The 21,733-nt window shown below is 72.3% G+C and carries 18 protein-coding genes; 7 read left to right on the top strand and 11 right to left on the bottom strand.

Features of this window, described 5'->3' with window-relative positions; genetic code table 11:
- The 7 genes from ABD327_RS21450 to ABD327_RS21420 all read right to left on the bottom strand — a co-directional run.
- Window positions 1–1,841: acyl-CoA dehydrogenase family protein (locus ABD327_RS21450; RefSeq protein ID WP_344452351.1), on the bottom strand; the 1,841-nt coding region annotated here is incomplete at its 3' end.
- 133 nt (window positions 1,842–1,974) lie between these two features.
- A complete protein-coding gene (locus ABD327_RS21445; protein ID WP_344452350.1) occupies window positions 1,975–3,918 on the bottom strand; it encodes an acetoacetate--CoA ligase in 1,944 nt (647 codons plus the stop codon).
- A 220-nt stretch (window positions 3,919–4,138) separates the two neighbouring features.
- Window positions 4,139–4,906, bottom strand: a complete 768-nt coding sequence (locus ABD327_RS21440) for an enoyl-CoA hydratase/isomerase family protein (RefSeq protein ID WP_344452349.1) — start codon at window positions 4,904–4,906, stop codon at window positions 4,139–4,141.
- Window positions 4,903–6,045: an acyl-CoA dehydrogenase family protein gene (locus ABD327_RS21435; RefSeq protein WP_344452348.1), complete on the bottom strand. Its 1,143-nt coding sequence runs from the start codon at window positions 6,043–6,045 to the stop codon at window positions 4,903–4,905. The genes ABD327_RS21440 and ABD327_RS21435 overlap by 4 nt, the downstream gene beginning before the upstream one ends.
- Entirely contained in the window at window positions 6,042–6,932 is an 891-nt protein-coding gene (locus ABD327_RS21430; RefSeq protein WP_344452347.1) for a hydroxymethylglutaryl-CoA lyase, read from the bottom strand. Before ABD327_RS21430 ends, ABD327_RS21435 begins: the two co-directional genes overlap by 4 nt.
- Window positions 6,929–8,866, bottom strand: a complete 1,938-nt coding sequence (locus tag ABD327_RS21425; protein ID WP_344452346.1) for an acetyl/propionyl/methylcrotonyl-CoA carboxylase subunit alpha — start codon at window positions 8,864–8,866, stop codon at window positions 6,929–6,931. Before ABD327_RS21425 ends, ABD327_RS21430 begins: the two co-directional genes overlap by 4 nt.
- Before the next feature lie 5 nt (window positions 8,867–8,871).
- Window positions 8,872–10,422, bottom strand: coding sequence for a carboxyl transferase domain-containing protein (locus tag ABD327_RS21420; protein WP_344452368.1), 1,551 nt, complete (start codon window positions 10,420–10,422; stop codon window positions 8,872–8,874).
- A gap of 120 nt (window positions 10,423–10,542) precedes the next feature.
- Here ABD327_RS21420 and ABD327_RS21415 point away from each other — a divergent pair, with 120 nt between their 5' ends.
- The 3 genes from ABD327_RS21415 to glsA are packed head-to-tail and all read left to right on the top strand — an operon-like array spanning window position 10,543 to window position 14,286.
- Window positions 10,543–11,103, top strand: coding sequence for a TetR/AcrR family transcriptional regulator (locus ABD327_RS21415; RefSeq protein ID WP_344452345.1), 561 nt, complete (start codon window positions 10,543–10,545; stop codon window positions 11,101–11,103).
- Between the two features lie 47 nt (window positions 11,104–11,150).
- Window positions 11,151–12,473: a protein kinase domain-containing protein gene (locus tag ABD327_RS21410; protein ID WP_344452343.1), complete on the top strand. Its 1,323-nt coding sequence runs from the start codon at window positions 11,151–11,153 to the stop codon at window positions 12,471–12,473.
- Window positions 12,474–12,495: 22 nt separating this feature from the next.
- On the top strand, window positions 12,496–14,286 hold the full coding sequence (gene glsA / locus ABD327_RS21405; RefSeq protein WP_344452342.1) for a glutaminase A: 1,791 nt from the start codon (window positions 12,496–12,498) through the stop codon (window positions 14,284–14,286).
- Between the two features lie 170 nt (window positions 14,287–14,456).
- Here glsA and ABD327_RS21400 read toward each other — a convergent pair whose 3' ends face one another.
- On the bottom strand, window positions 14,457–16,001 hold the full coding sequence (locus ABD327_RS21400; protein WP_344452341.1) for an MDR family MFS transporter: 1,545 nt from the start codon (window positions 15,999–16,001) through the stop codon (window positions 14,457–14,459).
- Window position 16,002: 1 nt separating this feature from the next.
- Complete coding sequence (locus ABD327_RS21395; RefSeq protein ID WP_344452340.1) at window positions 16,003–16,590, bottom strand: NADPH-dependent FMN reductase; 588 nt, start codon at window positions 16,588–16,590, stop codon at window positions 16,003–16,005.
- 90 nt (window positions 16,591–16,680) lie between these two features.
- Here ABD327_RS21395 and ABD327_RS21390 point away from each other — a divergent pair, with 90 nt between their 5' ends.
- Both ABD327_RS21390 and ABD327_RS21385 read left to right on the top strand, forming a co-directional pair.
- The gene (locus tag ABD327_RS21390; protein WP_344452339.1) at window positions 16,681–17,397 is read left to right on the top strand and encodes a TetR/AcrR family transcriptional regulator C-terminal domain-containing protein; all 717 of its coding nucleotides are present in this window, start codon (window positions 16,681–16,683) and stop codon (window positions 17,395–17,397) included.
- Window positions 17,398–17,459: 62 nt separating this feature from the next.
- Window positions 17,460–17,840 (top strand): cupin domain-containing protein, encoded by a 381-nt coding sequence (locus ABD327_RS21385; protein WP_344452338.1) that lies wholly within the window; start codon window positions 17,460–17,462, stop codon window positions 17,838–17,840.
- Here ABD327_RS21385 and ABD327_RS21380 read toward each other — a convergent pair.
- Window positions 17,807–19,030 (bottom strand): MFS transporter, encoded by a 1,224-nt coding sequence (locus ABD327_RS21380; RefSeq protein ID WP_344452337.1) that lies wholly within the window; start codon window positions 19,028–19,030, stop codon window positions 17,807–17,809. The two genes, ABD327_RS21385 and ABD327_RS21380, sit on opposite strands and share 34 nt — an antisense overlap.
- Before the next feature lie 66 nt (window positions 19,031–19,096).
- Here ABD327_RS21380 and ABD327_RS21375 point away from each other — a divergent pair, with 66 nt between their 5' ends.
- Window positions 19,097–20,089, top strand: a complete 993-nt coding sequence (locus ABD327_RS21375) for an ArsR/SmtB family transcription factor (RefSeq protein ID WP_344452336.1) — start codon at window positions 19,097–19,099, stop codon at window positions 20,087–20,089.
- A gap of 4 nt (window positions 20,090–20,093) precedes the next feature.
- A complete protein-coding gene (locus tag ABD327_RS21370) occupies window positions 20,094–20,477 on the top strand; it encodes a YchJ family protein (RefSeq protein ID WP_344452335.1) in 384 nt (127 codons plus the stop codon).
- Here the strand turns inward: ABD327_RS21370 and ABD327_RS21365 are convergent.
- Window positions 20,474–21,451, bottom strand: a complete 978-nt coding sequence (locus ABD327_RS21365; RefSeq protein WP_344452334.1) for a Rossmann-fold NAD(P)-binding domain-containing protein — start codon at window positions 21,449–21,451, stop codon at window positions 20,474–20,476. The genes ABD327_RS21370 and ABD327_RS21365 overlap by 4 nt on opposite strands.
- Window positions 21,452–21,733 lie beyond the last annotated feature (282 nt).

Raw genomic sequence — 21,733 nt, 5'->3', positions numbered from 1 at the left:
GCGCCTTCCACCTGGGCGGCGGCTTCGGCCAGCGTCAGGGAGACGGCCTGGAAGGCGGAGAGGGGGCGGCCGAACTGCTCGCGGGTCCGGGAGTGCTCGACGGCGAGGCGCAGCGCGGTGCGCAGCGACCCGACGAGCTGAGCGCCCTGGAGGAGGGCGGCCCGCTCCAGAATGCTTTCGAGGGGGACGTCGCAGGGGATCCGGTGGCGGGGAGGGATCCGGCACGCGTTCAGGTGGAGCGTGTCGCGCGGTTCGTCGGCCAGGTTCCGGCCGGGTTCGACCGACCAGCCGGGGACGCTGTGGTCCAGCAGCACCAGCTCTCCGGCGAGCGGCACGATGACCAGGTCGGCCGAGGAGGCCCAGGGCACCCGGTCGATCGTCCCGTCCAGGGTCTCGCCGGCGCGCAGGCCGAGGCCGGGCAGGGCGACCGTCGCGGTCATCCGCGCGGGGACGGGACGTCCGGCCCGGGTGAGCAGCCAGCAGGCCAGGGAGGTCTCCAGGAGGGGGACCGCCGCGCCGTGCTCGCCGACCGCCTCCAGGAGGGTCAGGAGGTCGTTCAGGGTGCCGCCTTCGCCGCCGAGCTCCTCCGGCAGGCCGGCCGCCGCCCAGCCCAGTTCCCGCAATTCGTCCCACAGGCCGGGGCCCCGGGCCCGGTCGGCGAGGACGTCCGCGGCCAGGTCGCCGAGCGGGGACCGCCCCGGGCGGGAGGATCCGTCCGAGGTGAGGGCCTTGGCGACGATCGTGCCGAGGATCTCCGTCGTGCCGCCGCGCAGGCTGAAGCCGGGGACGGCGGGCACCGCCTGGGCCATCAGCCGCTCGAGCCCGTCTCCCGACGGGTCGGGCAGGGCGCCGCGGACCCGGCGGACGGTTTCGACGACGTCCTTCTCGAAGGCGGTGCCCAGCGCTTTCAGCAGGGCGGCCTCGCGAATGGGAGCGCGGCCCTCGTCCATCGAGGCGGCGACCCGCCAGGCCATCGCCCGCAGCACGGACAGCCGGGCGGTCAGCTCCCCGGCGGCCTGGACGGCCAGGGAATCGTCGGGGGAGACCCCGGAGACGAACGCGGCCAGCAGGGGGTAGGTGCTGAGCACCCGTTCCGCTCCGCCGCGCTCGAAGGACAGCTGCTCGGTGACCTGCTTCCAGCCCTGGCCCTCGACGCCCAGGAGCTGGTCGTGGGGGATGAGGACGTCGTCGAAGAACACCTCGTTGAAGTGGTGTTCCCCCGAGAGGTCGAAGATGGGGCGGACGGTCACGCCGGGTGTCGCCAGGTCCAGCAGGAACTCGCTGAGCCCTTCGTGCTTGCGGCCGGTCGAGGCGGTGCGCGCCAGGACGTAGGCGTTGGAGGAGCGGTGGGCGTGGCTCGTCCAGACCTTGCGCCCGTTGAGCAGCCACCCCTCGTCGGTGCGGACGGCGGAGGTGCGCACGGCCGCGAGGTCGCTGCCCGCCTCGGTCTCGCTCATCGCGACGCAGAAGGTGGTCTCGCCGCGCGTGATGCCGGGCAGGAACCGCCGCTTCAGCTCCTGTGAGCCGTGCCGCAGGATCGCGGGGCCGATCTGCCGGTCAGCCATCCAGTGCGCGGCCACCGGGGCGCCCGCCCGCAGCAGTTCCTCGGTGACGACGAGCCGGGCGAGGTTGGAGCGCTCGGCCCCGCCGTACTCGCGGGGCCAGGTGAGGCCGATCCAGCCGCGTCCGGCCAGGGCGCGGGAGAAGGCGGGATCGTGCTCGCGCAGCCAGGAGTCGCAGCGCGGGACGAAGCGCCCCTCGTCCACCCACTCCCGAACGAATGCCCGGACCTCGCGCCTCAGCTCTCGCAGCCCCTCGACCGAATCGCGTTCTGTTCTCATGCGGAGAAGTCTGCCGTTTCCGGCAGGCGGAGGTCGAGTGCGAAGGAATCGGCCCGGCGATCGTGACCGGCCGCCTTGACGGAGCCCTTCCGCCGCGGGACCTCGCGGGCCGAGGCAGGGGCGCGTTCTGCTCTCATGCGGTGGCGTCCGTTGCTTCCGGGAGGTAGTGGTCGAGGACCGTCGGGTCGGCCAGGGAGTCGCGGTTGACCGCCTTGTCCGGGTCGATGCCCTGGAGGATCTTGCGGACCGGGACCTCCAGCTTCTTGCCCGACAGAGTGCGCGGCACCCCGGGGACCGGGACGAAGCGGTCGGGGACGTGCCGGGGGGACAGATCGGCGCGCAGGGCCGTCCGCAGGCGGGTCAGCAGGTCGCCGGTCAGTTCGGCGCCCGGGGCGAGCTGCAGGTACAGGATCAGCTCGCCCTCCGCGCCGAGCCCGCCGGTGTCGATGACCAGACTGTCGGCGATCTCCTCGAACGACTCCACGACCCGGTAGAAGTCGCTCGTGCCCATGCGGATGCCGCCCCGGTTGAGGGTGGAGTCGGAGCGGCCGTAGATGACGCAGCCGCCGTCGGGGAGGATCTTCACCCAGTCGCCGTGGCGCCACACGCCGGGGAAGTCCTCGAAGTAGGCCTCGCGGTAGCGGGTGTTCCCCGGGTCGTTCCAGAACCCGACCGGCATGCACGGCATCGGCTCGGTCAGCACCAGTTCGCCGACCTCGTCCACGACGGGGCGGCCAGCCTCGTCGAAGGCCTCGATCTTCGCGCCGAGCGCCCGGCACTGGATCACCCCGGCGCGGACCGGCAGCAGCGGCACCGGCCCCACGAAGCCCGAGCAGATGTCCGTGCCGCCCGACAGCGAACCGAGCAGGACGTCCCGTTTGACCTCCTCGTATACCCAGGAGAACCCCTCCGGCGGCAGCGGCGAGCCGGTCGAGCCGATCAGCCGCAGCGCCGACAGGTCGAGGCTGCGGCCCGGGGTGAGCCCGGCCTTGCGGGAGGCCATGACGTACGGGGCGCCCAGGCCCAGGTGGGTGGTGCCGGTCTCGGCGGCCAGCCGCCACAGCACGTCCCCGCCGGGGGCGCCGTCGAACAGGACGATGGTCGCACCCGTCATCAGCCCGCTGACGAGGTAGTTCCACATCATCCAGCCGGTGGTGGTGAACCAGAAGAAGACGTCGTCCGGGCCGATGTCCTGGTGCAGGGCCAGGGACTTGACGTGCTCCAGCACCATCCCGCCGTGCCCGTGGACGATCGGCTTGGGCAGGCCCGTCGTGCCGGACGAGTACAGGATCCACAGGGGCTGGTCGAACGGCACCCGGTCGAAGGCGGGCTCGCCGTCGCGGAAGAGTTCGGGGTAGGGGAGCGTGCCCTCCACGGGGTCGGAGGAGACGACGTTGACGAGCACGGTGGCGCTCAGCGTCGGCAGCGCGGCCCGGATCTCCCCGAGCGCCTCGCGCCGGTCGAAGACCTTGCCGTTGTGGACGTAGCCGTCCACGGCCAGCAGGACCTTCGGCTCGATCTGCTGGAACCGGTCGATGACGCTCGGCGCCCCGAAGTCCGGCGAGCACGACGACCAGGCCGCGCCCAGGGAGGCGGCGGCGAGCATGACGACCAGGGCCTCGGGCCGGTTCGGCAGGTACCCGGCGACCCTGTCGCCTCGGCCGACGCCGAGCGCGGCCAGCCCGGCGCGGGCACGCGCGACCTGCCCGGCGAGCTCCGCCCAGGTGAGCTCCAGCCCCGACCCGTCGTCGGTCCGGTAGACGACCGCCGTGCGGTCGGGCCGCTCGGCGGCGTGCCGCAGCATGTTCTCGGCGTAGTTCAGGCGTGCCGAGGGGAACCAGCGCAGCCCGTCCACCGGCGTCGGCCCGCCCTCGCGCACCGGGCCCTCCCCCCGGTCGCCGACGATCCCGAAGTAGTCCCAGACCGTCTGCCAGAACCCGTCGACGTCCTCCACCGACCAGCGCCACAGCTCGTCATAACTCCGCGGCCCCGACGGCAGCGCGCGCATGAACGCGCTGATCCGCGCCCGTTCCACGGTCTCCCGCGACGGCTCCCACAGGGTGGTGCCCTCCTGCACGGCGGCCTCCTCGCTGCTCGGACTCCCGGCCGGCCGGGACGTCTGCTCTCATGATCCCGCGATTTCGCGATCGCCCCCGCGGGGCTGTGGACAACGGGCGGACCCGATGCCCCCGGTAGTCTCCCCGGCGGCCCGGGCCCCCGGCGTACCGGGGCCCCGCTTGACGATCATCAAGGCCCCGGCCGCCGGAAGGCGTGGGAGTCCCGCGCCCTGCGGCGGTTCAGACGCCCGGCCACTCCGGGCGGCGCTTCTCGTTGAAGGCGGTGATGCCCTCGCGGCGGTCGCCGGACAGGGCGGCGGTGCGCCAGGCGGCGTCCTCGACGTCCAGAGCCGCGGCGAGGTCCAGGGAGGCGCCGTGGCGCAGGGACCGCTTGGCGGCGCGCAGCGCGACCGGGGAGTTGGCGGCGATCGAGGACGCCAGTTCCAGGGCGGTCTCGCGGTCGCGGCCTTCGGGGGCGGTGCGGTCCACCAGGCCCAGGGCGACGGCCTCGTCCAGCGCGATCTTGCGGCCGGTGAAGATGAGGTCGGCGGCCCTGGCCGTGCCGACCCGGCGCTGCAGCAGCTGGGTGCCGCCGCCGGCCGGGACCAGGCCGACGCCCACCTCGGGCAGGCCGAAGACGGCCGTGGGGTCGGCGACGACGAGGTCGCAGCAGAGGGCGAACTCGGTGCCGCCGCCGAGCGCGAACCCGTGGACGGCGGCGACGACGGGCTGCGGCAGGTTCAGGACGGCGCCGAAGGCCGAGCGGAAGACCGGACGCTGGCGCATCAGGTCGTCGTCGGTCATCGTCGCGCGTTCCTTCAGGTCCGCGCCCACGCAGAAGGACCTCTCGGCGGAGGACGACAGGACGACGGCGCGCGCGGCGGAGTCCGCGACCTCCGCGCAGGTCGCGGCGAGCTTCGCGGCCATCTCGGTGGACAGCGCGTTGTGCGCCTTCGGCCGGTCCAGGACGATCTCGGCGACGTGCCCGTGCCGGTTGAGAGTGATCACGAGAGCCCCAGCTGACGGGAGATGATCATGCGCTGGACCTCCGAGGTGCCCTCGCCGATCTCCAGGATCTTGGCGTCCCGGTAGAAGCGGCCGACAGGGAACTCGTTCATGAAGCCGTAGCCGCCGAAGACCTGCGTGGCGTCCCGGCTGTTGTCCATGGCCGCGTCGGAGGCGGTCAGCTTGGCGATCGCCGCCTCCTTCTTGAACGGCTCGCCGCGCAGCATCCTGGCCGCCGCCGCGTAGTAGGCGACGCGGGCGGTCCAGACCCGCCGCTCCATCTCGGCGATCTTGAACTGGATGGCCTGGTACTCGCCGATCGCCCGGCCGAACGCCTTGCGCTCCTTGACGTACCGCAGGCTCTCGTCGACGCAGCCCTGCGCCAGCCCCACGGACAGGGCCGCGATCGCGATGCGCCCCTCGTCCAGGATGCGCAGGAACTGGGCGTAACCCCGGCCGCGCGGGCCCACCAGGTTCTCCTCGGGGACGCGGACGTCGTCGAAGAACAGCTCGCGGGTGTCGGAGGCCCGCCAGCCGACCTTGGAGTACTCCGGCCCGACGGTGAAGCCGGGCGTGCCGTTCGGGACGATGATCGTGGAGATCTCGTCCTCGCCGGTCAGCGCGGTGACGGTGACGAACTCGGTGATGTCGGTGCCGGAGTTGGTGATGAAGCACTTCGACCCGTTGATCACCCACTCGCCGTTCTCGAGCCTGGCCGTGGTGCGCATGCCGCCCGGCACGTCCGAGCCTCCGCCGGGCTCGGTGAGGCCGAACGCCGCGAGCCGCTCGCCGCTCACGAGCTTCGGCAGGTACCTGCGCTTCTGCTCCTCGGTGCCGAACCGGTAGATCGGCATCGCGCCCAGCGACACCCCGGCCTCCAGGGTGATGGCGACGGAGGAGTCGACCCGGGCCAGTTCCTCCAGCGCCAGGCAGAGCGTGAAGTAGTCGCCGCCCATGCCGCCGTGCTCCTCGGAGAACGGCAGCCCGAACAGGCCCATCTTGCCCATGCCGGCGACGAGCTCGTAGGGGAACTCGCCCCGCTCGTAGTGGCCGCCGATCACCGGCGCGACCGCCTCGCGGGCGAAGGCGGCGACGCTCTCCTTCAGCGCGGCCTGCTCCTCGGTGAGGGTGAAGTCGATCATGAGTTGCTCCTAGCGGTGACGACGCGGGAAGGGGAGGGACGGCCCAGGTGCCCGGCCATCCACGTGCTGGTCTCGACGAGGGAGTCCAGGGACACGCCGTGCCGGATCCCCAGCCCGTCGAGCATCCAGACCAGGTCCTCGGTGGCGAGGTTGCCGGTGGCGCTCTTGGCGTACGGGCAGCCGCCGAGCCCTCCGGCCGAGGCGTCCACGGTGGTGACGCCCGCCTGGAGCGCGGCCAGCGTGTTGGCCAGCGCCTGCCCGTAGGTGTCGTGGAAGTGCACGGCGAGCGCGGACGGGTCGCCGAAGGCGGCGATGAGCTCCTGGACGTGCCCGGCGGTGCCGACGCCGATGGTGTCGCCGAGGCTGAGCTGGTAGCAGCCCATCTCCAGCAGCCGCTTTCCGGCGGCGACGGCCTGCGGGATCGGCACGTCGCCCTCCCACGGGTCGCCGAAGGCCATCGACAGGTACACCCGCACCCGCATGCCCTCGGCCAGAGCCCGGGAGACGACCGGCTCGAACATGGCGTACTGCTCGTCCATGGAGCGGTTGAGGTTCTTGCGGGCGAACGCCTCGGTGGCGCTGGCGAAGATCGCGATCTCCCCGACCCCGGCGGCCAGGGCGCGGCCCATGCCGCGCTCGTTGGGCACCAGCACCGGGTAGTTCACCCCGGGCCTGCGCTCCAGCTCCGCCATCAGCTCGTCCGCGTCGGCCAGCTGCGGCACCCACTTCGGGTGCACGAAGCTGGTCGCCTCGATGGCGGTCAGCCCCGCGTCGGCGAGCCTGCCGATGAACTCGGCCTTCACCTCCACGGGGATGGCCGTCTTCTCGTTCTGGAGGCCGTCGCGGGCGCCGACCTCGTAGATGGTGACCTGTTCGGGCAGGTTCATTCCGCATCCTCCCGTGGCGTGATCTCGGCCAGGACGGCGTCGAGCGCCACCTGGGCCCCGGCGCGGACCGGCAGCCGGGCGACGGTCCCGGCGACGGCCGCGACGATGGTGTGCTCCATCTTCATCGCCTCGACGATCACGACCGGCTGGCCCTCGGCCACCTGGTCGCCCTCGGCCACCTTGACGGCCAGGACGGTGCCGGGCATCGGGCTGCGCAGGACGCCTCCGGCCGCCGCCGACGTCCCGCCGCCCAGCAGCCGCTCCTGCTCCCGGACGGACCAGGCGCGCCCGCCCGCGCCGATCCAGACGGCGCCGTCGGGGCCGGTGACCCGGTGATGGGGATGGCGGCGCCCGTCGAGCAGCAGGGCGTCCGCGGACAGGACGGCCCGTCGGGGATCACCGTCGCCGACGGCCACCTCTCCGCCCCGGGTCCGCACCTCGACCGGTTCACCCCCGTCCACGACCAGCGTATGCGGGGTCCACGCGGCCTCGCCGAGCCGCCAGCCGTCCATGGCGTCCCAAGGATCGGTTCCGGACGGTGCGACCGCGCACATCCGCTCCAGCGCGGCGGCCACCAGGACCCAGTCCGGGACGGAGCCTCCGGCGGTCAGCTCGGGCAGCACCCGTTCGACCAGGCCGGTGTCCAATTCGCCGGAGACGACCTCGGGCCGCGCCAGCAGCCCCCGCAGGAAGGCGACGTTGGTGTGCACGCCCAGCAGCGCGTAGCCGGCCAGGGCCCGGTCCATCGCCCGCAGCGCCTCGGCCCGGTCCTTCCCGTGCACGACCACCTTGGCGATCATCGGGTCGTACCGGCTGCCGATCTCGTCGCCCGCGTCCACGCCGGAGTCCACCCGCGCTCCGGCGGGCTCGGTGAGCGCGAGGATCCGCCCGCCGGTCGGCAGGAAGTTCCGGGCGGGGTCCTCGGCGTAGACGCGGGCCTCGATCGCGTGGCCGTCGAGGGCGAGGTCGTCCTGGGTGAAAGGCAGCGGCTCGCCGGACGCCACCCGCAGCTGGAGCTCGACCAAATCCAGTCCGGTCACCAGCTCGGTCACCGGATGCTCGACCTGGAGCCGGGTGTTCATCTCCATGAAGTAGCGCTCGTCGGGCCGCTCGCCCGCGACGATGAACTCCACGGTGCCCGCGCCGACGTAGCCGATGGAACGGGCCGCGTTCACCGCGTGCGCGCCGATCTCCGCCCGCCGCTCGGCGTCGAGCAGGGGGGAGGGCGCCTCCTCCACGATCTTCTGGTGGCGGCGCTGGAGGCTGCACTCCCGCTCGCCCAGGTGCACGACGTTGCCGTGGCCGTCAGCGAAGACCTGCACCTCGATGTGGCGGGGCCCGTCGATGAACCGCTCGACCAGCAGGGTGTCGTCGCCGAACGCGCCGCGCGCCTCGCGCCGGGCCGAGGCGATCGCCCCGGCCAGCTCGTCGGCGGAGCGCACCAGGCGCATGCCCTTGCCCCCGCCGCCGGCGGACGGCTTGATCAGCACCGGCAGCCCGATCTCCAGGGCGGCCTCGGCGAGCACCTCGTCGTTCAGCCCCCGCTCGTCGCGGCCGGGGACCACAGGCACCCCGGCGGCGGCGACGGTCAGCTTCGCCTCGATCTTGTCGCCCATGGCGTCGATGGCCGGGGGCGGCGGGCCGACGAACACCAGCCCCGCCTCGGCGCAGGCGCGGGCGAACGCGGCGTTCTCGGCGAGGAACCCGTAACCGGGATGCACGGCCTGAGCCCCGGTGGCCAGCGCCGCCTCGATGATCGCCGCGCCGTCCAGATAGGACGGGACCGGCACGGCCTCGTCGGCCCGGCGGACGTGGACGGAACCAGCGTCGTCGGGCGCGTACACGGCGACGGAGCGCACGCCGAGCCCGCGCAGGGTGCGCTGGACGCGGACGGCGATCTCGCCGCGGTTGGCGATGAGAACTGCGGTGAACATGGGCCTCACATCCGGAAGACGCCGTAGCCGACGTCGGCGAGAGGGGCGTTGGCGGCGGCGGACAGGGCGAGGCCGAGGACCCGGCGGGTGTCGGCCGGGTCGATCACGCCGTCGTCCCACAGCCGCGCGGTGGAGTAGTACGGCTCGCCCTGCGTCTCGTACTGCTCCCGGATCGCGTCGGCGTCGGCGTCGCCGACGGTGGTGAGCACGGAGGCGGCCTGCTCGCCGCCCATCACCGAGATCCGGGCGTTCGGCCACATCCACAGGAACCGGGGCGAATAAGCGCGTCCGCACATGGCGTAGTTGCCCGCGCCGTAGGAGCCGCCGATGACCACGGTGAACTTCGGCACCCGGGCGCAGGAGACGGCCGTGACCATCTTGGCGCCGTGCTTGGCGATGCCGCCGTGCTCGTAGTCGCGGCCGACCATGAAGCCGGAGATGTTCTGCAGGAACACCAGAGGGATCGAGCGGCGGTCGCACAGCTCGATGAAATGCGCGCCCTTCATCGCCGACTCGGCGAACAGGATGCCGTTGTTGGCGAGGATGCCGACCGGATGGCCCTGGATGCGGGCGAATCCGGTGACGAGCGTCGGCCCGTACTCCTTCTTGAACTCGGTGAACTCGCTGCCGTCGACGACACGGGCGATGACCTCGCGCACGTCGTAGGGAGTCCGCGGGTCCGGCGGGACGATCCCGTACAGCTCGGACGGGTCGTAGAGCGGTTCGGCGGGCGTGCTCACTTCCCACGGCCGGGGGGCGCGCGGCCCGAGCGTGGAGACGATCTCCCGCAGGATGCGCAGGGCGTCGGCGTCGTCCTCGGCCAGGTGGTCGGTGACGCCGGAGATCCGGGAGTGCACCTCGCCGCCGCCGAGCTCCTCGGCCGTCACGACCTCGCCGGTCGCGGCCTTCACCAGCGGCGGGCCGCCCAGGAAGATCGTCCCCTGGTTCCGGACGATGACGTTCTCGTCGCTCATCGCCGGCACGTACGCCCCGCCCGCGGTGCACGAGCCCATGACGGCGGCCAGCTGCGCCACGCCCAGGGCCGAGAGATTGGCCTGGTTGTAGAAGATCCGGCCGAAGTGCTCGCGGTCGGGGAAGACCTCGTCCTGCATCGGCAGGAACGCGCCTCCGGAGTCGACCAGGGCGATGGACGGCAGCCGGTTGTGCAGCGCCACCTCCTGGGCCCGCAGGTGCTTCTTCACGGTCATGGGGAAGTAGGTCCCGCCCTTGACCGTCGCGTCGTTGGCGATGATCACGCACTCGCGGCCGGAGACCCGACCCACCCCCGTGATCATCCCGGCGCCGGGGGCGGCGTCCCCGTACAGCCCGTAGGCGGCCAGCGGCGACAGCTCCAGGAAGGGCGACCCCGGATCCAGCAGCCGGTCGACCCGCTCACGGGGCAGGAGCTTGCCCCGGGACACGTGCCGTTCACGGGCCCGGGCGGGACCGCCCAGGGCCGCGGCCGCCAGCCGTTCCCGCAGCCGCGAGACGAGTTCGGCGTTCGCCGCGGCGTTGCTCTTGTAGGGCTCGCTCGCGACGTCGGCGCGGCTCGGCAGTGCTCCCAACGCCCCTCCTCGATCGGTTCGGTCGGTGGTCCGCCCGGGGGCGGAAGTCATGTTAATGAACACTAACAACAGATGTTAATCATCATTAACAGCGTCGTCTACACTGGGGGCATGGAGATCGATACCCGGGCGAGGCGGACCCAGATCCTCGCCGCGGCGGCCGGGCTGTTCGCGAGGCGCGGCTACCACGGGGTGTCCATCGGTGATCTCGGCGCGTCCGTCGGGCTCACCGGGCCCGCGCTCTACCGGCACTTCGCCGGCAAGGAGGCGCTGCTGGCCGAGGTCCTGCTGGACATCAGCGCCCGGCTGCACGACGAGGGATTCCGGCGCGCCGCCGTCGCCGCCGACCCCCTGGGCGCGCTCCTGGACTGGCACATCTCCTTCGCGCTCGACAATCCCGCGCTCATCACCGTGCACGAACGCGAGCTGGAGAACGTCCCCGAGGCCCCCCGCCGCGAGATCCGCCGCCTCCAGCGCGCCTACGTCGAGGAATGGGTGCGGGTGCTGTGCGAACAGCGGCCGCGGCCGAGGGAGGAGGCCCGGGCCGCCGTCCACGCGGTCTTCGGCCTGCTCAACTCCACCCCGCACAGCGCCGGCGAGCTCGACCGCGAGGCCATGGCGCGGCTGCTGCGCCGGATGGCCGAGGCCGCGCTGCTGGCCGACACCGGGTGATCCAGATATTCCTCTCCGAAGGAGAGCTTCACGGGTTATCTTGAGGCATGTCCGCTCCTCTGGGGCCAGGCGACCCCCGCCGGCTCGGCGAGTACGACCTGGTCCGCCGGCTCGGCGAAGGCGGCCAGGGCACGGTCTACCTCGGCATCGGCCCCGACGGGGGCAAGGTCGCCGTCAAAGTGCTCAAAGGGCACACCGATCCGGCCACCCAGCGGCGGCTGGCCCGCGAGTTCGAGGTCCTCAAGCGCGTCAACCCGTTCTGCACGGCGCGGCTGATCTCCTACGAGGACGGCCACATCGTCAGCGAGTACGTCGACGGGCCGTCCCTGCAGGAGCGGGTGCAGGCACAAGGGGCGCTGCGCGGGGGAGAGCTGGTCCGCCTGGCGATCGGGACGGCCTCGGCGCTGGCCGCCATCCACGACGCCGGGGTGGTGCACCGCGACTTCAAGCCCGCCAACGTGCTGCTGGGCCCCGACGGACCCCGCGTCGTGGACTTCGGCATCGCCCGCCCGCTGGACGCCGGAAGCTCGGTGACGGCCTCCGTGGGGACGCCCGGCTACCTCGCCCCGGAACTGCTGCGCGGCGAGAGCGTCACGGCGGCGTCCGACCTGTTCTCCTGGGCCGCGACCATCGTCTACGCAGCCACCGGGGCCCACCCGTTCGGGGCCGAGAGCGTCGCGCTCATCTACCAGCGCATCCTCACCCACGAGCCGGACCTGAGCGCGGTTCCCCCCGAACTGCTGCCCCTGGTCCGCGCCTGCCTGGCCAAGGACCCGGCGGCCCGCCCCGACGCGCACGACGTCCTGGTCGGGCTGGTCTCGCCGCAGACCGCGGGACGGCTGAGGGAGCCGACGGTCCCCGTTCCCGAGCGCGGGCCTCGCGGCAGGCGCCCGTCGCGTACGGCCTGGACGGCCGGAGGGGCCGGCCTGCTGGCCGTGCTGCTGGTCGCCGCGTTCCTGCTGTGGCCTCGGAGCGGTGACAAGCCGGACGAGAAGGGCTCCGCCGCGATCACCGGGCCCTCCTCGACGGGCACGGCCTCTCCGACGGTCACGGCGCCCTCGACCGGGGTTCCTCCGGCGTACGCGGGGTCCTGGAGCGGCACGGCCCGCTCCAACGATCCGGCCGATCCCAATCCGACGGAGATCACCCTCACGCTCACGGCGGGCACGGCCGAGGCGACCTGGCGGGACGGCGGGGGCTGCGTGCAGCCGATGCGGTACCTGCGCGACGAGGGCGGCTCGATCCTGTTCCAGCACGTGGCCACCGGGTGCAGCGGCGGGACGATCACGCTCACGCCGTCGGGCGACGTCCTGGGATACCTGTGGAGCGACGGACAGGGCTTGACCTATTCCGGTGATCTCACCCGGTAACCAGTTTCGTTACGCTAACAGGGTGAACGCACCATTTGTCAGTCCGATTCAGGATCTGCTGGACGACCTGCACGCCCGTCTCATCGACCTGCGCGCCGGTGAGGTCGCCACCTACATCCCGGAACTGGGCAAGGCCGACCCCGAATGGTTCGGCCTGGCCGTCGCGACCCTCGACGGCACCCTCTACGAGGCCGGGGACAGCCGGGTGCCGTTCACGATCCAGTCGGTGTCCAAGCCGTTCGTCTACGCCCTGGCCCTCCAGGACCTCGGACTGCCCGACGTGCTCAAGCAGGTCGGCGTCGAGCCCACCGGCGACGCCTTCAACGCCGTCCGGCTCGAGCCGTCCACCGGCCGCCCCTACAACCCCATGGTCAACTCCGGCGCCATCGTCACCTCCACCCTCGTCGGCGGCGACACCTTCGAGGAGCGCAGGACGCGCATCCTCTCCGGCCTGTCGGCCTTCGCCGGACGGGAACTGGCCGTCGACCGGAAGGTGATGGAATCGGAGGCCGCCACCGGCGACCGCAACCGCGCCCTGGCCTACCTCATGCACGGTGCCGGCACCCTCACCTGCGACGTCGAGGAGTCCCTGGAGCTGTACTTCGAGCAGTGCGCCGCGCTGGTGACCACCCGCGACCTGGCCGTCATGACCGCGACCCTCGCCGGAGGCGGCGTCAACCCGCTGACCGGCGAGACCGTCGTGTCGGTGGAGGCCGCGGCCAAGGCGCTGACCGTCATGGCGACCTGCGGCACCTACGACTACGCGGGGGAGTGGCTGGTCCGCGCCGGGCTGCCCGCCAAGAGCGGCGTGTCCGGCGGCCTCATCGCCGCGCTGCCCTCCCAGCTCGGGCTCGGCTTCTTCAGCCCGCGCCTGGACTCGCGCGGCAACAGCGTGCGCGGCGTCACCGCCTGCGAGGAGCTGTCCGAGCGGTTCGGGCTGCACCTGATGCGCCCCGCCGAGCGCTCCGGCCCGGTCTTCCACCGCACCCTGCGCGGCGACACCGCGCACTCCTCCCGCGTGCGCGCCCACGACGAGCGCACCGCCCTGACCCGTCTGGGCGGCGCCATCCGTGTCTACGTGCTCCGCGGCGACCTCGCCTTCAGCAGCTCCGAGGCGATCGTGCGGACCATCAGCGAGGACACCGACTCCGTCCGCTGGGTCGTCCTGGACCTCAAGCGCGCGGGCAGGGTCGCGCCCGTCGCCGAGGCCCTGCTGGAAGGGCTGGCCGCCAAGCTGAAGGAACGCGGCATCACCACGGTCGTCGTCGATACCGAGAAGGGCGTCACCGTCCCGTCGGCGGTCATCTCCGAGACCAGGGACGCCGCCCTGGAATGGTGCGAGGACGCCCTGCTGGAGTCCGCCGGAGCCTCCCGCATGACGGTGCCCCTGGCCGAACAGGACCTGCTGCGCAGCCTCGACCCGTTCCTGGTCACCGCCCTGGAGGCCTACCTGGAGCCGCGCGAGTACGCCCCCGGCGAGCGCCTCATGGAGGACGTCGCCGCGCTGTGCTTCATCATCTCCGGCGGCCTGGCCCGGCAGATCATGATCGGAAACCCGCCGCGCCCCTTCCGGGAGACGTCCATGGGCCCCGGCACCGCCGTAGGACGCCTCGCCCTGATCGACGACGCCGAGCACACCCACCGCATCGTCGCCGAGTGCCCCACCTCCTGCCTGGTCCTCACCACCCAGTCCCTGGCCCGCCTCGAACGCGACTCCCCCCGCCTGGCCGACTCCCTGCGCTGGTCCATCGCCAACGCCATAGCCACCCGCCTCCGCCGCACCGACGCCGAGAACCACGCCCTCATCCACTGAGAAGACGTCCGCCTGGCGGCGTCCTAGCGGTGGCTGAACGCGCGCTGGCGCGTGCTGAACGATCCACTGACGGACGTCCGCCTGGCGGCGTACTAGAGGTGGCTGAACGCGCGCTGGCGCGTGCTGAACGATCCACTGAGAAGACGCCAGCCTGGACTCGTCACTTGACCTCATCGGCCGGTCGGCGAGCTGTCCGGTTCAGGGGCGGACGGAGGGAGGGTGGTGCGAAGGGGGACCTCGCGGATGAGCCAGGAGGCGGCGAAGGTGAGGAGGGCCAGGACGAGGGTGCCGTAGAGGATCAGGTGGAGACCGTCGGTGACGGCGGAGCGGACGGCGTCGATGGTCTCCGCCGGCAGGGTGGGGAGAAGGGCGGGGGTGAGGACGCCGCCTTCGGTGAGGTGCGCGGCCGTGGACGGTCCCAGGCGGGCGGTCAGGTCGGCGGCCATGCGGGCGGCGTAGAGGGAGCCCAGGAGGGCGATGCCCAGCGAGCCGCCGATGGTGCGGAACAGCATGAGGGTGCCGTTGGCGGCGCCCATGTCGCGCGGGTCGGCGCTGTTCATGGTGATGAGCGTGCTGCTCTGCATCAGCAGGCCGATCCCGGCCCCGATGAGGAGCGTGAGGGCCGAGGCGACGGGCGCGGGGGTGTCCGTGCCGAGCTGGAGCAGGGCGAGGACGCCCGCGGTCATGAGGGCGCCGCCGAGGATCGGATAGCGCCGGTAGCGGCCGTCGGCGCTGATGAGGCGGCCGGTGAGCAGCTGGGCGCCGAGCATGCCGAACATCAGCGGGAGCAGGAGCATGCCCGCGGCGGCCGGAGACGCGCCCTGCACGAACTGGAAGTACTGCGGCAGGTAGTTGGTCACGGTCAGCATCGCGGCGCCGACGAGGAACCCGAGCGTCTGCACGACGGTGAAGTCGCGGTCGGCGAACAGCCGGGGCGGGATGATCGGCTCGGCCGCCCGCCGCTCGACGGCGACGAACCAGGCGACGCCGAGGACGCCGGCCGCGCCCAGGCCGAGGATCTGCGGCGAGGTCCACGGGTGGGCGGTCCCGGCCCAGCCCGCGAGCAGGGTCAGGGCCACGATGGAGGCCGTCAGCAGGGCGGCGCCCGCGTAGTCGATGCGGGGCCGCCCGCGCGGGGCGGGCGGCGGGTGGATGCGGGCCGCGATGAGCAGGAGGGCCACCGCGCCGACGGGCACGTTCACGTAGAACGTCCAGCGCCAGCTCATGTGGTCGGTGAGCAGGCCGCCGAGCAGCGGGCCGCCGACGTAGGCGATCGGCATGATGACGCCGATCATCGACTGGATCCGGCCGCTGTCGCGGGGCGGGATCAGCACGCCGATGATGGCGAGCGCCCCGACCATGAGCCCGCCCGCGCCGAGTCCCTGCACGGCGCGGAAGGCGATGAGCTGGGTCATGTCCCGCGCCAGGCCGCACAGGACGGACCCGGCCAGGAAGAGCACGATCGCGGTGACGAAGACGGCCTTGCGGCCGAACAGGTCGCCCAGCTTGCCCCAGAGGGGAGTGGTGGCCGCGGCGGCGAGCATGTACGCGGTCACCACCCAGGGCAATCGATCCAGCCCGCCGAGGTCCCCGGCGATCGTGGGCAGCGCGGTGCCCACGATCAGCCCGTCGAGCATCGCCAGGAACATGCCGAGCAGCAGGCCGAACACGCCGATGTGGAGGGAGCGTCGTTCGGCTCGGGTGAGGTCGCCCATGTCAGGCGGCGTAGGGAGTGGCGGCGCGGGCGGTGCGCAGCGCGTGCGCCCACCAGGCGAGGCGGTCGAGCATGAGCTTGCCGGCGGCTTCGACGGCCGGGTCCGCGGTCCGGCCGTCGCCGTCGAACTGCGCCCACGGGTGCTGGAGGGAGACGGCGTCGCGGACCGTCACCGCGTGCAGTTCGGCAAGGACCTGGCGCAGCTGCTCGATCGCCCGCAGACCGCCCGAGAAGGCGCCGTAGGAGACGAAGGCGACCGGCTTGGCGTGCCATTCGGTGCCGTGCCAGTCGATGGCGTTCTTCAGCGCCGCGGGGAAGCTGTGGTTGTACTCGGGCGTCACGATGACGAAGGCGTCGGCCTCGGCCATGCGGGGCGACACCGCGGCCAGCAGCTCCCGGTCCGCGGCGGACGCGGGCGGCTGCCCGAGGACGGGGAAGACGGTCGGCAGCGGGGTCTCGACCAGGTCGATGACGTCCGCCCGCATGTCCCCGCGCTCGGCGATCAGGTTCGCCGTCCACGCGGCGACGGAGGGGGCGAAGCGGCCGTCCCTGGTGCTGCCGACGAGGATCGCGATCTTCATTTCGTTCATGGCGGGACTCCCCGGATGTGTACGTCGTATTGATCGAGATACAACGTACACAGCGCTGTGTACGTTGTCTAACTGGGATACGTTGTACTCATGGCTACGGAGAAACCGGGATCCCTGTGGGAGCGGCTGGAGCGTCCCGCGCCCGCGCCGCGTCAGACGCTGTCCCCCGAGCGCATCGCCTCGGCCGCGGTCGCGCTCGCCGACGCGGAGGGACTGGAGGCCGTCACCATGCGCCGGCTCGCCGCCGAGCTGGGCGTCGCCCCCATGGCGCCCTACCGCTACCTGTCCGGCAAGGACGACCTCCTGGACCTGATGGTCGATCACGTCTACGCCGAGCCGTGGCTGCCGGACGGCCTCGGCTGGCGGGAGGCGCTCCGGGACCTGGCCTTCCGCACCCGGGAGCTGACGCTGGCGCACCCCTGGCTCGGCCGGCTGCCCTCGCGGGCCAAGCTGGCGCTCACGCCGAACCGGATGGCCGTCGCCGAGCAGGCGCTCGCCGTGCTGGACGGCCACGGCATGGACGCCGACACGATGATGAGCGTGTTCAGGGCCGTCGACGCCTATGTGGAGGGCGCGATGGGCTACGAGACCGCCGTCACCGCGCTCATCGACGACGAGGGACTGTCCGGCGGCGACGGGCTGCGCTCCGAGCTCGCCCCGACGATGGTCTGGCTCATGGGCACCGGCCGCTATCCCGCCTTCGAGAAGTACCTCAGGACGGCCACGCGCAAGGACGACGCCGAATGGCGCTTCGCCCACGGCCTCGACTGCCTGCTGGAGGGCATCGCCGCCCGCCTCGGCATCTGACCGGCGGCGCCCGTCACCGCCGTCGAACGGTCCACCGGCGATCTCGGTTAGTCTCGCCGACCGTGACAGAAGACATCTACGTGGGCAACGCCAACATCGACGCGCCCGAGGAGCGCGGCTGGCTCCTCGGGCATTTCATGCCCGAGGGCGACGCCCGGCACAGCACCGACGTCGAGATCAAGTGGGGCGTGCACCCGCCCGGCGACGCGCGTGCCGCGTGGGTGCACGGCGAAGACCGCACCGCCCTCCTGGTCCTGATCAGCGGCCGTTTCCGCATGGAGTTCCCCGGCCGCGACGTGGTGCTGAGCAAGCAGGGCGACTACGTCGTCTGGGGCCGGGGCGTCGACCACTCCTGGTACGCCGAGGAGGAGTCGGTCGTCCTCACCGTCCGATGGCCGTCCATCCCCGGCTACAAGGTCGAGGCGGCCGAGACCGTGCCCTGACGGGAAGGGCGCAGCACGGCCACCGCCGCGAGCCCCAGCAGCGCGGCGACGGGCACGACCGCGGAGATCCGGAAGAACTCACCCGCGACCCCCGCGACGGCGAAGCCCAAGCCCTGGAAGAACATCAGCCCCGTGGTCTGCAGGGCCAGGGCCCGCGAACGCAGGCGTTCGGGCGCGACCTGGAGCAGGTGGCGGTCCTGGCCGAGGTGGTGGACGACGCCCAGCCCGGCCAGGAACAGCAACAGCGCCGCAGGGACGAAGCCGGGCCGCATCGCGTAGCCCAGCAGGGGTGCCAGGGACAGGACGGCCAGCGGGGCGATCATGCGGACCTGCCGGGCCGGGCTCAGGAGCCGTATGCCGAGGAACTCGCCGACGAGGGAGCCGATGGGCGCGGCGGCCATGAGGAGGCCGAGCTCGGCGGTCGTCATCGCCCTCTCCGCCGCGTAGGGGGTGGCGAGCGCCTCGGGGAAGACGGCCAGCAGGGGGACCGACCAGCCGAGCAGCAGGTTGCGCCGCAGCGGCCGGAGGGCCAGGACCTCGCGGACGCCGGTGAGGGAGTCTCGGAGCATCGAGCCGTCCCCGGCGCTCACCGCCGGACGGTCCAGGGTGCCCACGCGCAGCAGGACGGCGGCCACGACGAACGCCGCCGATTCCAGCAGCAGGGCGGCGGCCGGTTCGACGAAGACCAGCAGCAGGCCGCCCAGCCCGAACCCGACCACCTGGGCGAGCTGGGAGACCAGGCGCAGCAGGCTGCGCCCGGGGATGTAGGCCGCCGGAGGCAGCACCTCGGGCAGGGTCGCCGCCCGCGCCCCGGACAGGACCGGCCCCACCATGCCGATGAGGAACACCAGCCCGAGCAGCGCCGCCACCGGCATGCCGGGGACCGCCATCAGCGCGGCCAGGCCCGCGACGAGCAGGCAGCAGCCGGTCATGAGCCGCCGCACCGGAACGCGGTCCACCAGGGAGGACAGCAGAGTCCCGGAGAACAGGTGCGGCAGGAACGCCAGGGCCAGGACGAGGGAGCCGAGCAGCGCGGACCCGGTGCGCCGGTAAACCAGCACCGTCGTGGCGAAGTCGGCCATCATCATGCCGACCATGGCGATGACCTGCGCGGTGAAGATGAAGCGGAATTCGCGCACGGACAGGGCGTCGCGATAGCGCTGGCGTGCTTCGGGGGTCGTCGAGGCCATGGTGCCAAGTTCACGGTTTACCCTGGCCGGGGCGAATGATTCGCTCCGGAACGAATCGCAGAGCGGATGTACGAACTCAGATTCACTCCCGAAGACCTGCTGCGCTCCCGCTTCGCCGTCGCCCCTCTTTTCGAGACGACGCTGGCGGTCCGCTCCCTGCACGACCCGAAGAGACGGCCCTACCACCGGCCCTGGCTGCGCGGCGTCGAAGGCCACGGGCTCGACCTGACGCCGCTGATCGCGGTCCAGCCTCTCCGCGGCTGGGAACCGGATTTCCTCTCGCCCCTCCCGGACGGCCCCGGCAGAGGCGTCGACGGGGAACTCGACCGGGTTCGGACGGCCGATCCGGCGCGCGTCGAGGCCGAACTCCTGCGCACACTCCAGGACCAAGCGGATCCGCGGCTCAAAGCGGTGGTGGAGGCGCTGGTCGCCGACCCCCGGCGGGCGCGTGAGGTGCTGGCGGACGCACTCGAGCTGGCCTGGCGGGTCCTGGTCGCCCCGTACTGGTCCCGCCTGCGCGACTTCCTGGACGCGGATCTGGCCTACCACGCCCGGCTGCTCGCCGAAGGCGGGCTGGAGAAGCTGGTCCCGGACCTGGACGCCGCCCTGTCCTGGCAGGACCAGGCGCTGCTCGTCGACCGCGCGGAGGAGGGGGTCTTCCAGCTGAGCGGCACCGGGATGGTCCTGATCCCCAGCGCCTTCGTCTGGCCGGGAAAGGCGGTCCGCGCGGAGAACACCGACCCGCCCGCCCTCGTCTATCCGGCGCGGGGCATCGCCACGTTGTGGAGCAGCCCTCCGACCCCTTCGGACGCGCTGAAACGCCTGCTCGGGGCGGTGCGGGCACTGCTGCTGACCGAGCTGGTGATCCCGGCGGCGACCACGAACCTGGCCATCCGCCACTCGCTGAGCCCGGCGAACGTCTCGGCTCATCTGAAGGTCCTGCGGGACGCGGGTCTCGTCGTCGGCCACCGGTACCGCAGGCGGGTCCTCTACGAACGCACGGCTTTGGGTGACGCGCTGGTGAACGGCACGGGGAGTGAGGGGGAGGCGGGAGAATGAGGGCATGTCTTCGAAGTGTCCGTGCGGGCTTTCCGAGCCCTACGAGCGGTGTTGCGGCCGGTTCCACAAAGGGGAGGGCGGCGCGCCCACGGCCGAGGCGCTGATGCGTTCGCGGTACAGCGCGTTCAGCGTGGGCGACTCGGACTATCTGCTGCGGACGTGGCACCCCGTCACCCGGCCCGGCGACGCGGGGGCCGACCGGCGGACCAGGTGGACGGGGCTGGAGGTGCTGGAGACCGCGAAAGGCGGCCCGTTCGACACCGAGGGCACCGTCAGGTTCCGGGCCCACTACGTCGAGCGGGGACGCAGAGGGGTGCTGGAGGAGGACAGCAGGTTCGTCCGGCACGACGGCGGCTGGGTGTACGTGGGGCCGGTTCAGGCCACTTAGAGCTGAGCCAGCAGGGCCTCCTCCTGGGCGGGCGTCAGCCCGACTCTGCGGCCGAAGACGACGTCGGGGGTCGTCCAGCCGGACGAGCGCATCCAGGCCCAGGTGGCGGAGACGGTCTCGGTGACGGGACGGCAGGTCAGGCCGTGGGCCAGTGCCTTGGCGGGGTTCCCCTGGTGCATGGTGTCGTGGAGTCCGCCCGGCGGGAGCCAGATCGGCAGGTCCGACCACGGCTCCACGCCCGCGGCCTCGACCTGCTCGGGGGAGAGCCAGCGGAGGTCCGGGGAGGAGCCGGTGGCCTCGGCGCAGGTCTCCAGGAGTTCCCGCGTCGTGGTGTGGCCGGGCGGGCTGATCAGGTCGAAGGCGCCGCCGGTGGCGGGGTTGTCCAGCAGGAAGCGGGCCAGGTCCCGGCAGTCCAGGTACTGCAGGGGCAGGTCGGCGGGCCCCGGCGCGGGGACGGTGCCGCCCCGGGAGACGCGGTCGAGCCACCAGGGGAGCCGGCCGACGTTCTCGTACGGGCCGAGGATGAGCCCGGCGCGGGCGAACAGGGCGCGGTCCCCGAAGGACTCGGCCACGGCCAGTTCTCCGCCGAGCTTGGCCTGCGGGTAGGGGACGTCCCCGGCGTCGGGTGAGGCGCCCTCGACGAGGGGCCTGCTCTCGTCGCCTCCCGGGGACGCGGGCTGGGCGTAGACGGATCTGGACGAGACGTACGTGTAGTGGCCTGCCCGGCCGGCCAGCAGCCGTGCGGTCTCCCGGACGGCGCGGGGCGCGCCCTTCCAGGTGTCGACGACCAGGTCCCAGGTGCCGGTGCCGAGCGCGCTCAGATCACCGAGCCGGTCGCCGGCCAGGGAGGTGGTTCCGGCGGGGGAGGGCCGGTTTCCGCGGTTGAACACGGTGACCCGGCAGCCCCTCGAGACAGCCTCTTCCGTCACTGCCGTCCCGACGAACTGGGTGCCTCCCAGAATTAGAACTTTCATGACATACATCCTGATGGTGGACAAATGGCCGTTTCAATGAAGATCGCTACGGGTGAACAGCCGCATCGGCGGTGCGGTCCGAGTGCAATTTGTCTCACCTTTTGGACCAGACGTCGCACTTACGGTAGAAAGCATGGAATTGTTGACCCTCGTCCGGGTTGTCATTCTCCAGGAGGAACCCCCATGAAGAAGATTGTGATCCATCGTCCGGGAACGGTGAGCCTGCGCGGAACTGCCAGCGCCAAGCATTCCGGCTGATTTTCTGAACGGTGCGGACGGACC

The organism is Actinocorallia aurantiaca (assembly GCF_039533685.1).
GTDB classification, from domain to species: domain Bacteria; phylum Actinomycetota; class Actinomycetes; order Streptosporangiales; family Streptosporangiaceae; genus Actinocorallia; species Actinocorallia aurantiaca.
This window is presented reverse-complemented; position numbering and strand designations above follow the sequence as displayed.

What these genes read in the sequence shown, in the direction of transcription:
- ABD327_RS21435 (WP_344452348.1), bottom strand. Translation starts at nt 6,045, where the DNA reads ATGATCGACTTCACCCTCACCGAGGAGCAGGCCGCGCTGAAGGAGAGC.
- ABD327_RS21430 (WP_344452347.1), bottom strand. Translation starts at nt 6,932, where the DNA reads ATGAACCTGCCCGAACAGGTCACCATCTACGAGGTCGGCGCCCGCGAC.
- ABD327_RS21425 (WP_344452346.1), bottom strand. Translation starts at nt 8,866, where the DNA reads ATGTTCACCGCAGTTCTCATCGCCAACCGCGGCGAGATCGCCGTCCGC.
- ABD327_RS21415 (WP_344452345.1), top strand. Translation starts at nt 10,543, where the DNA reads ATGGAGATCGATACCCGGGCGAGGCGGACCCAGATCCTCGCCGCGGCG.
- ABD327_RS21410 (WP_344452343.1), top strand. Translation starts at nt 11,151, where the DNA reads ATGTCCGCTCCTCTGGGGCCAGGCGACCCCCGCCGGCTCGGCGAGTAC.
- ABD327_RS21400 (WP_344452341.1), bottom strand. Translation starts at nt 16,001, where the DNA reads ATGGGCGACCTCACCCGAGCCGAACGACGCTCCCTCCACATCGGCGTG.
- ABD327_RS21395 (WP_344452340.1), bottom strand. Translation starts at nt 16,590, where the DNA reads ATGAACGAAATGAAGATCGCGATCCTCGTCGGCAGCACCAGGGACGGC.
- ABD327_RS21390 (WP_344452339.1), top strand. Translation starts at nt 16,681, where the DNA reads ATGGCTACGGAGAAACCGGGATCCCTGTGGGAGCGGCTGGAGCGTCCC.
- ABD327_RS21380 (WP_344452337.1), bottom strand. Translation starts at nt 19,030, where the DNA reads ATGGCCTCGACGACCCCCGAAGCACGCCAGCGCTATCGCGACGCCCTG.
- ABD327_RS21375 (WP_344452336.1), top strand. Translation starts at nt 19,097, where the DNA reads ATGTACGAACTCAGATTCACTCCCGAAGACCTGCTGCGCTCCCGCTTC.
- ABD327_RS21370 (WP_344452335.1), top strand. Translation starts at nt 20,094, where the DNA reads ATGTCTTCGAAGTGTCCGTGCGGGCTTTCCGAGCCCTACGAGCGGTGT.
- ABD327_RS21365 (WP_344452334.1), bottom strand. Translation starts at nt 21,451, where the DNA reads ATGAAAGTTCTAATTCTGGGAGGCACCCAGTTCGTCGGGACGGCAGTG.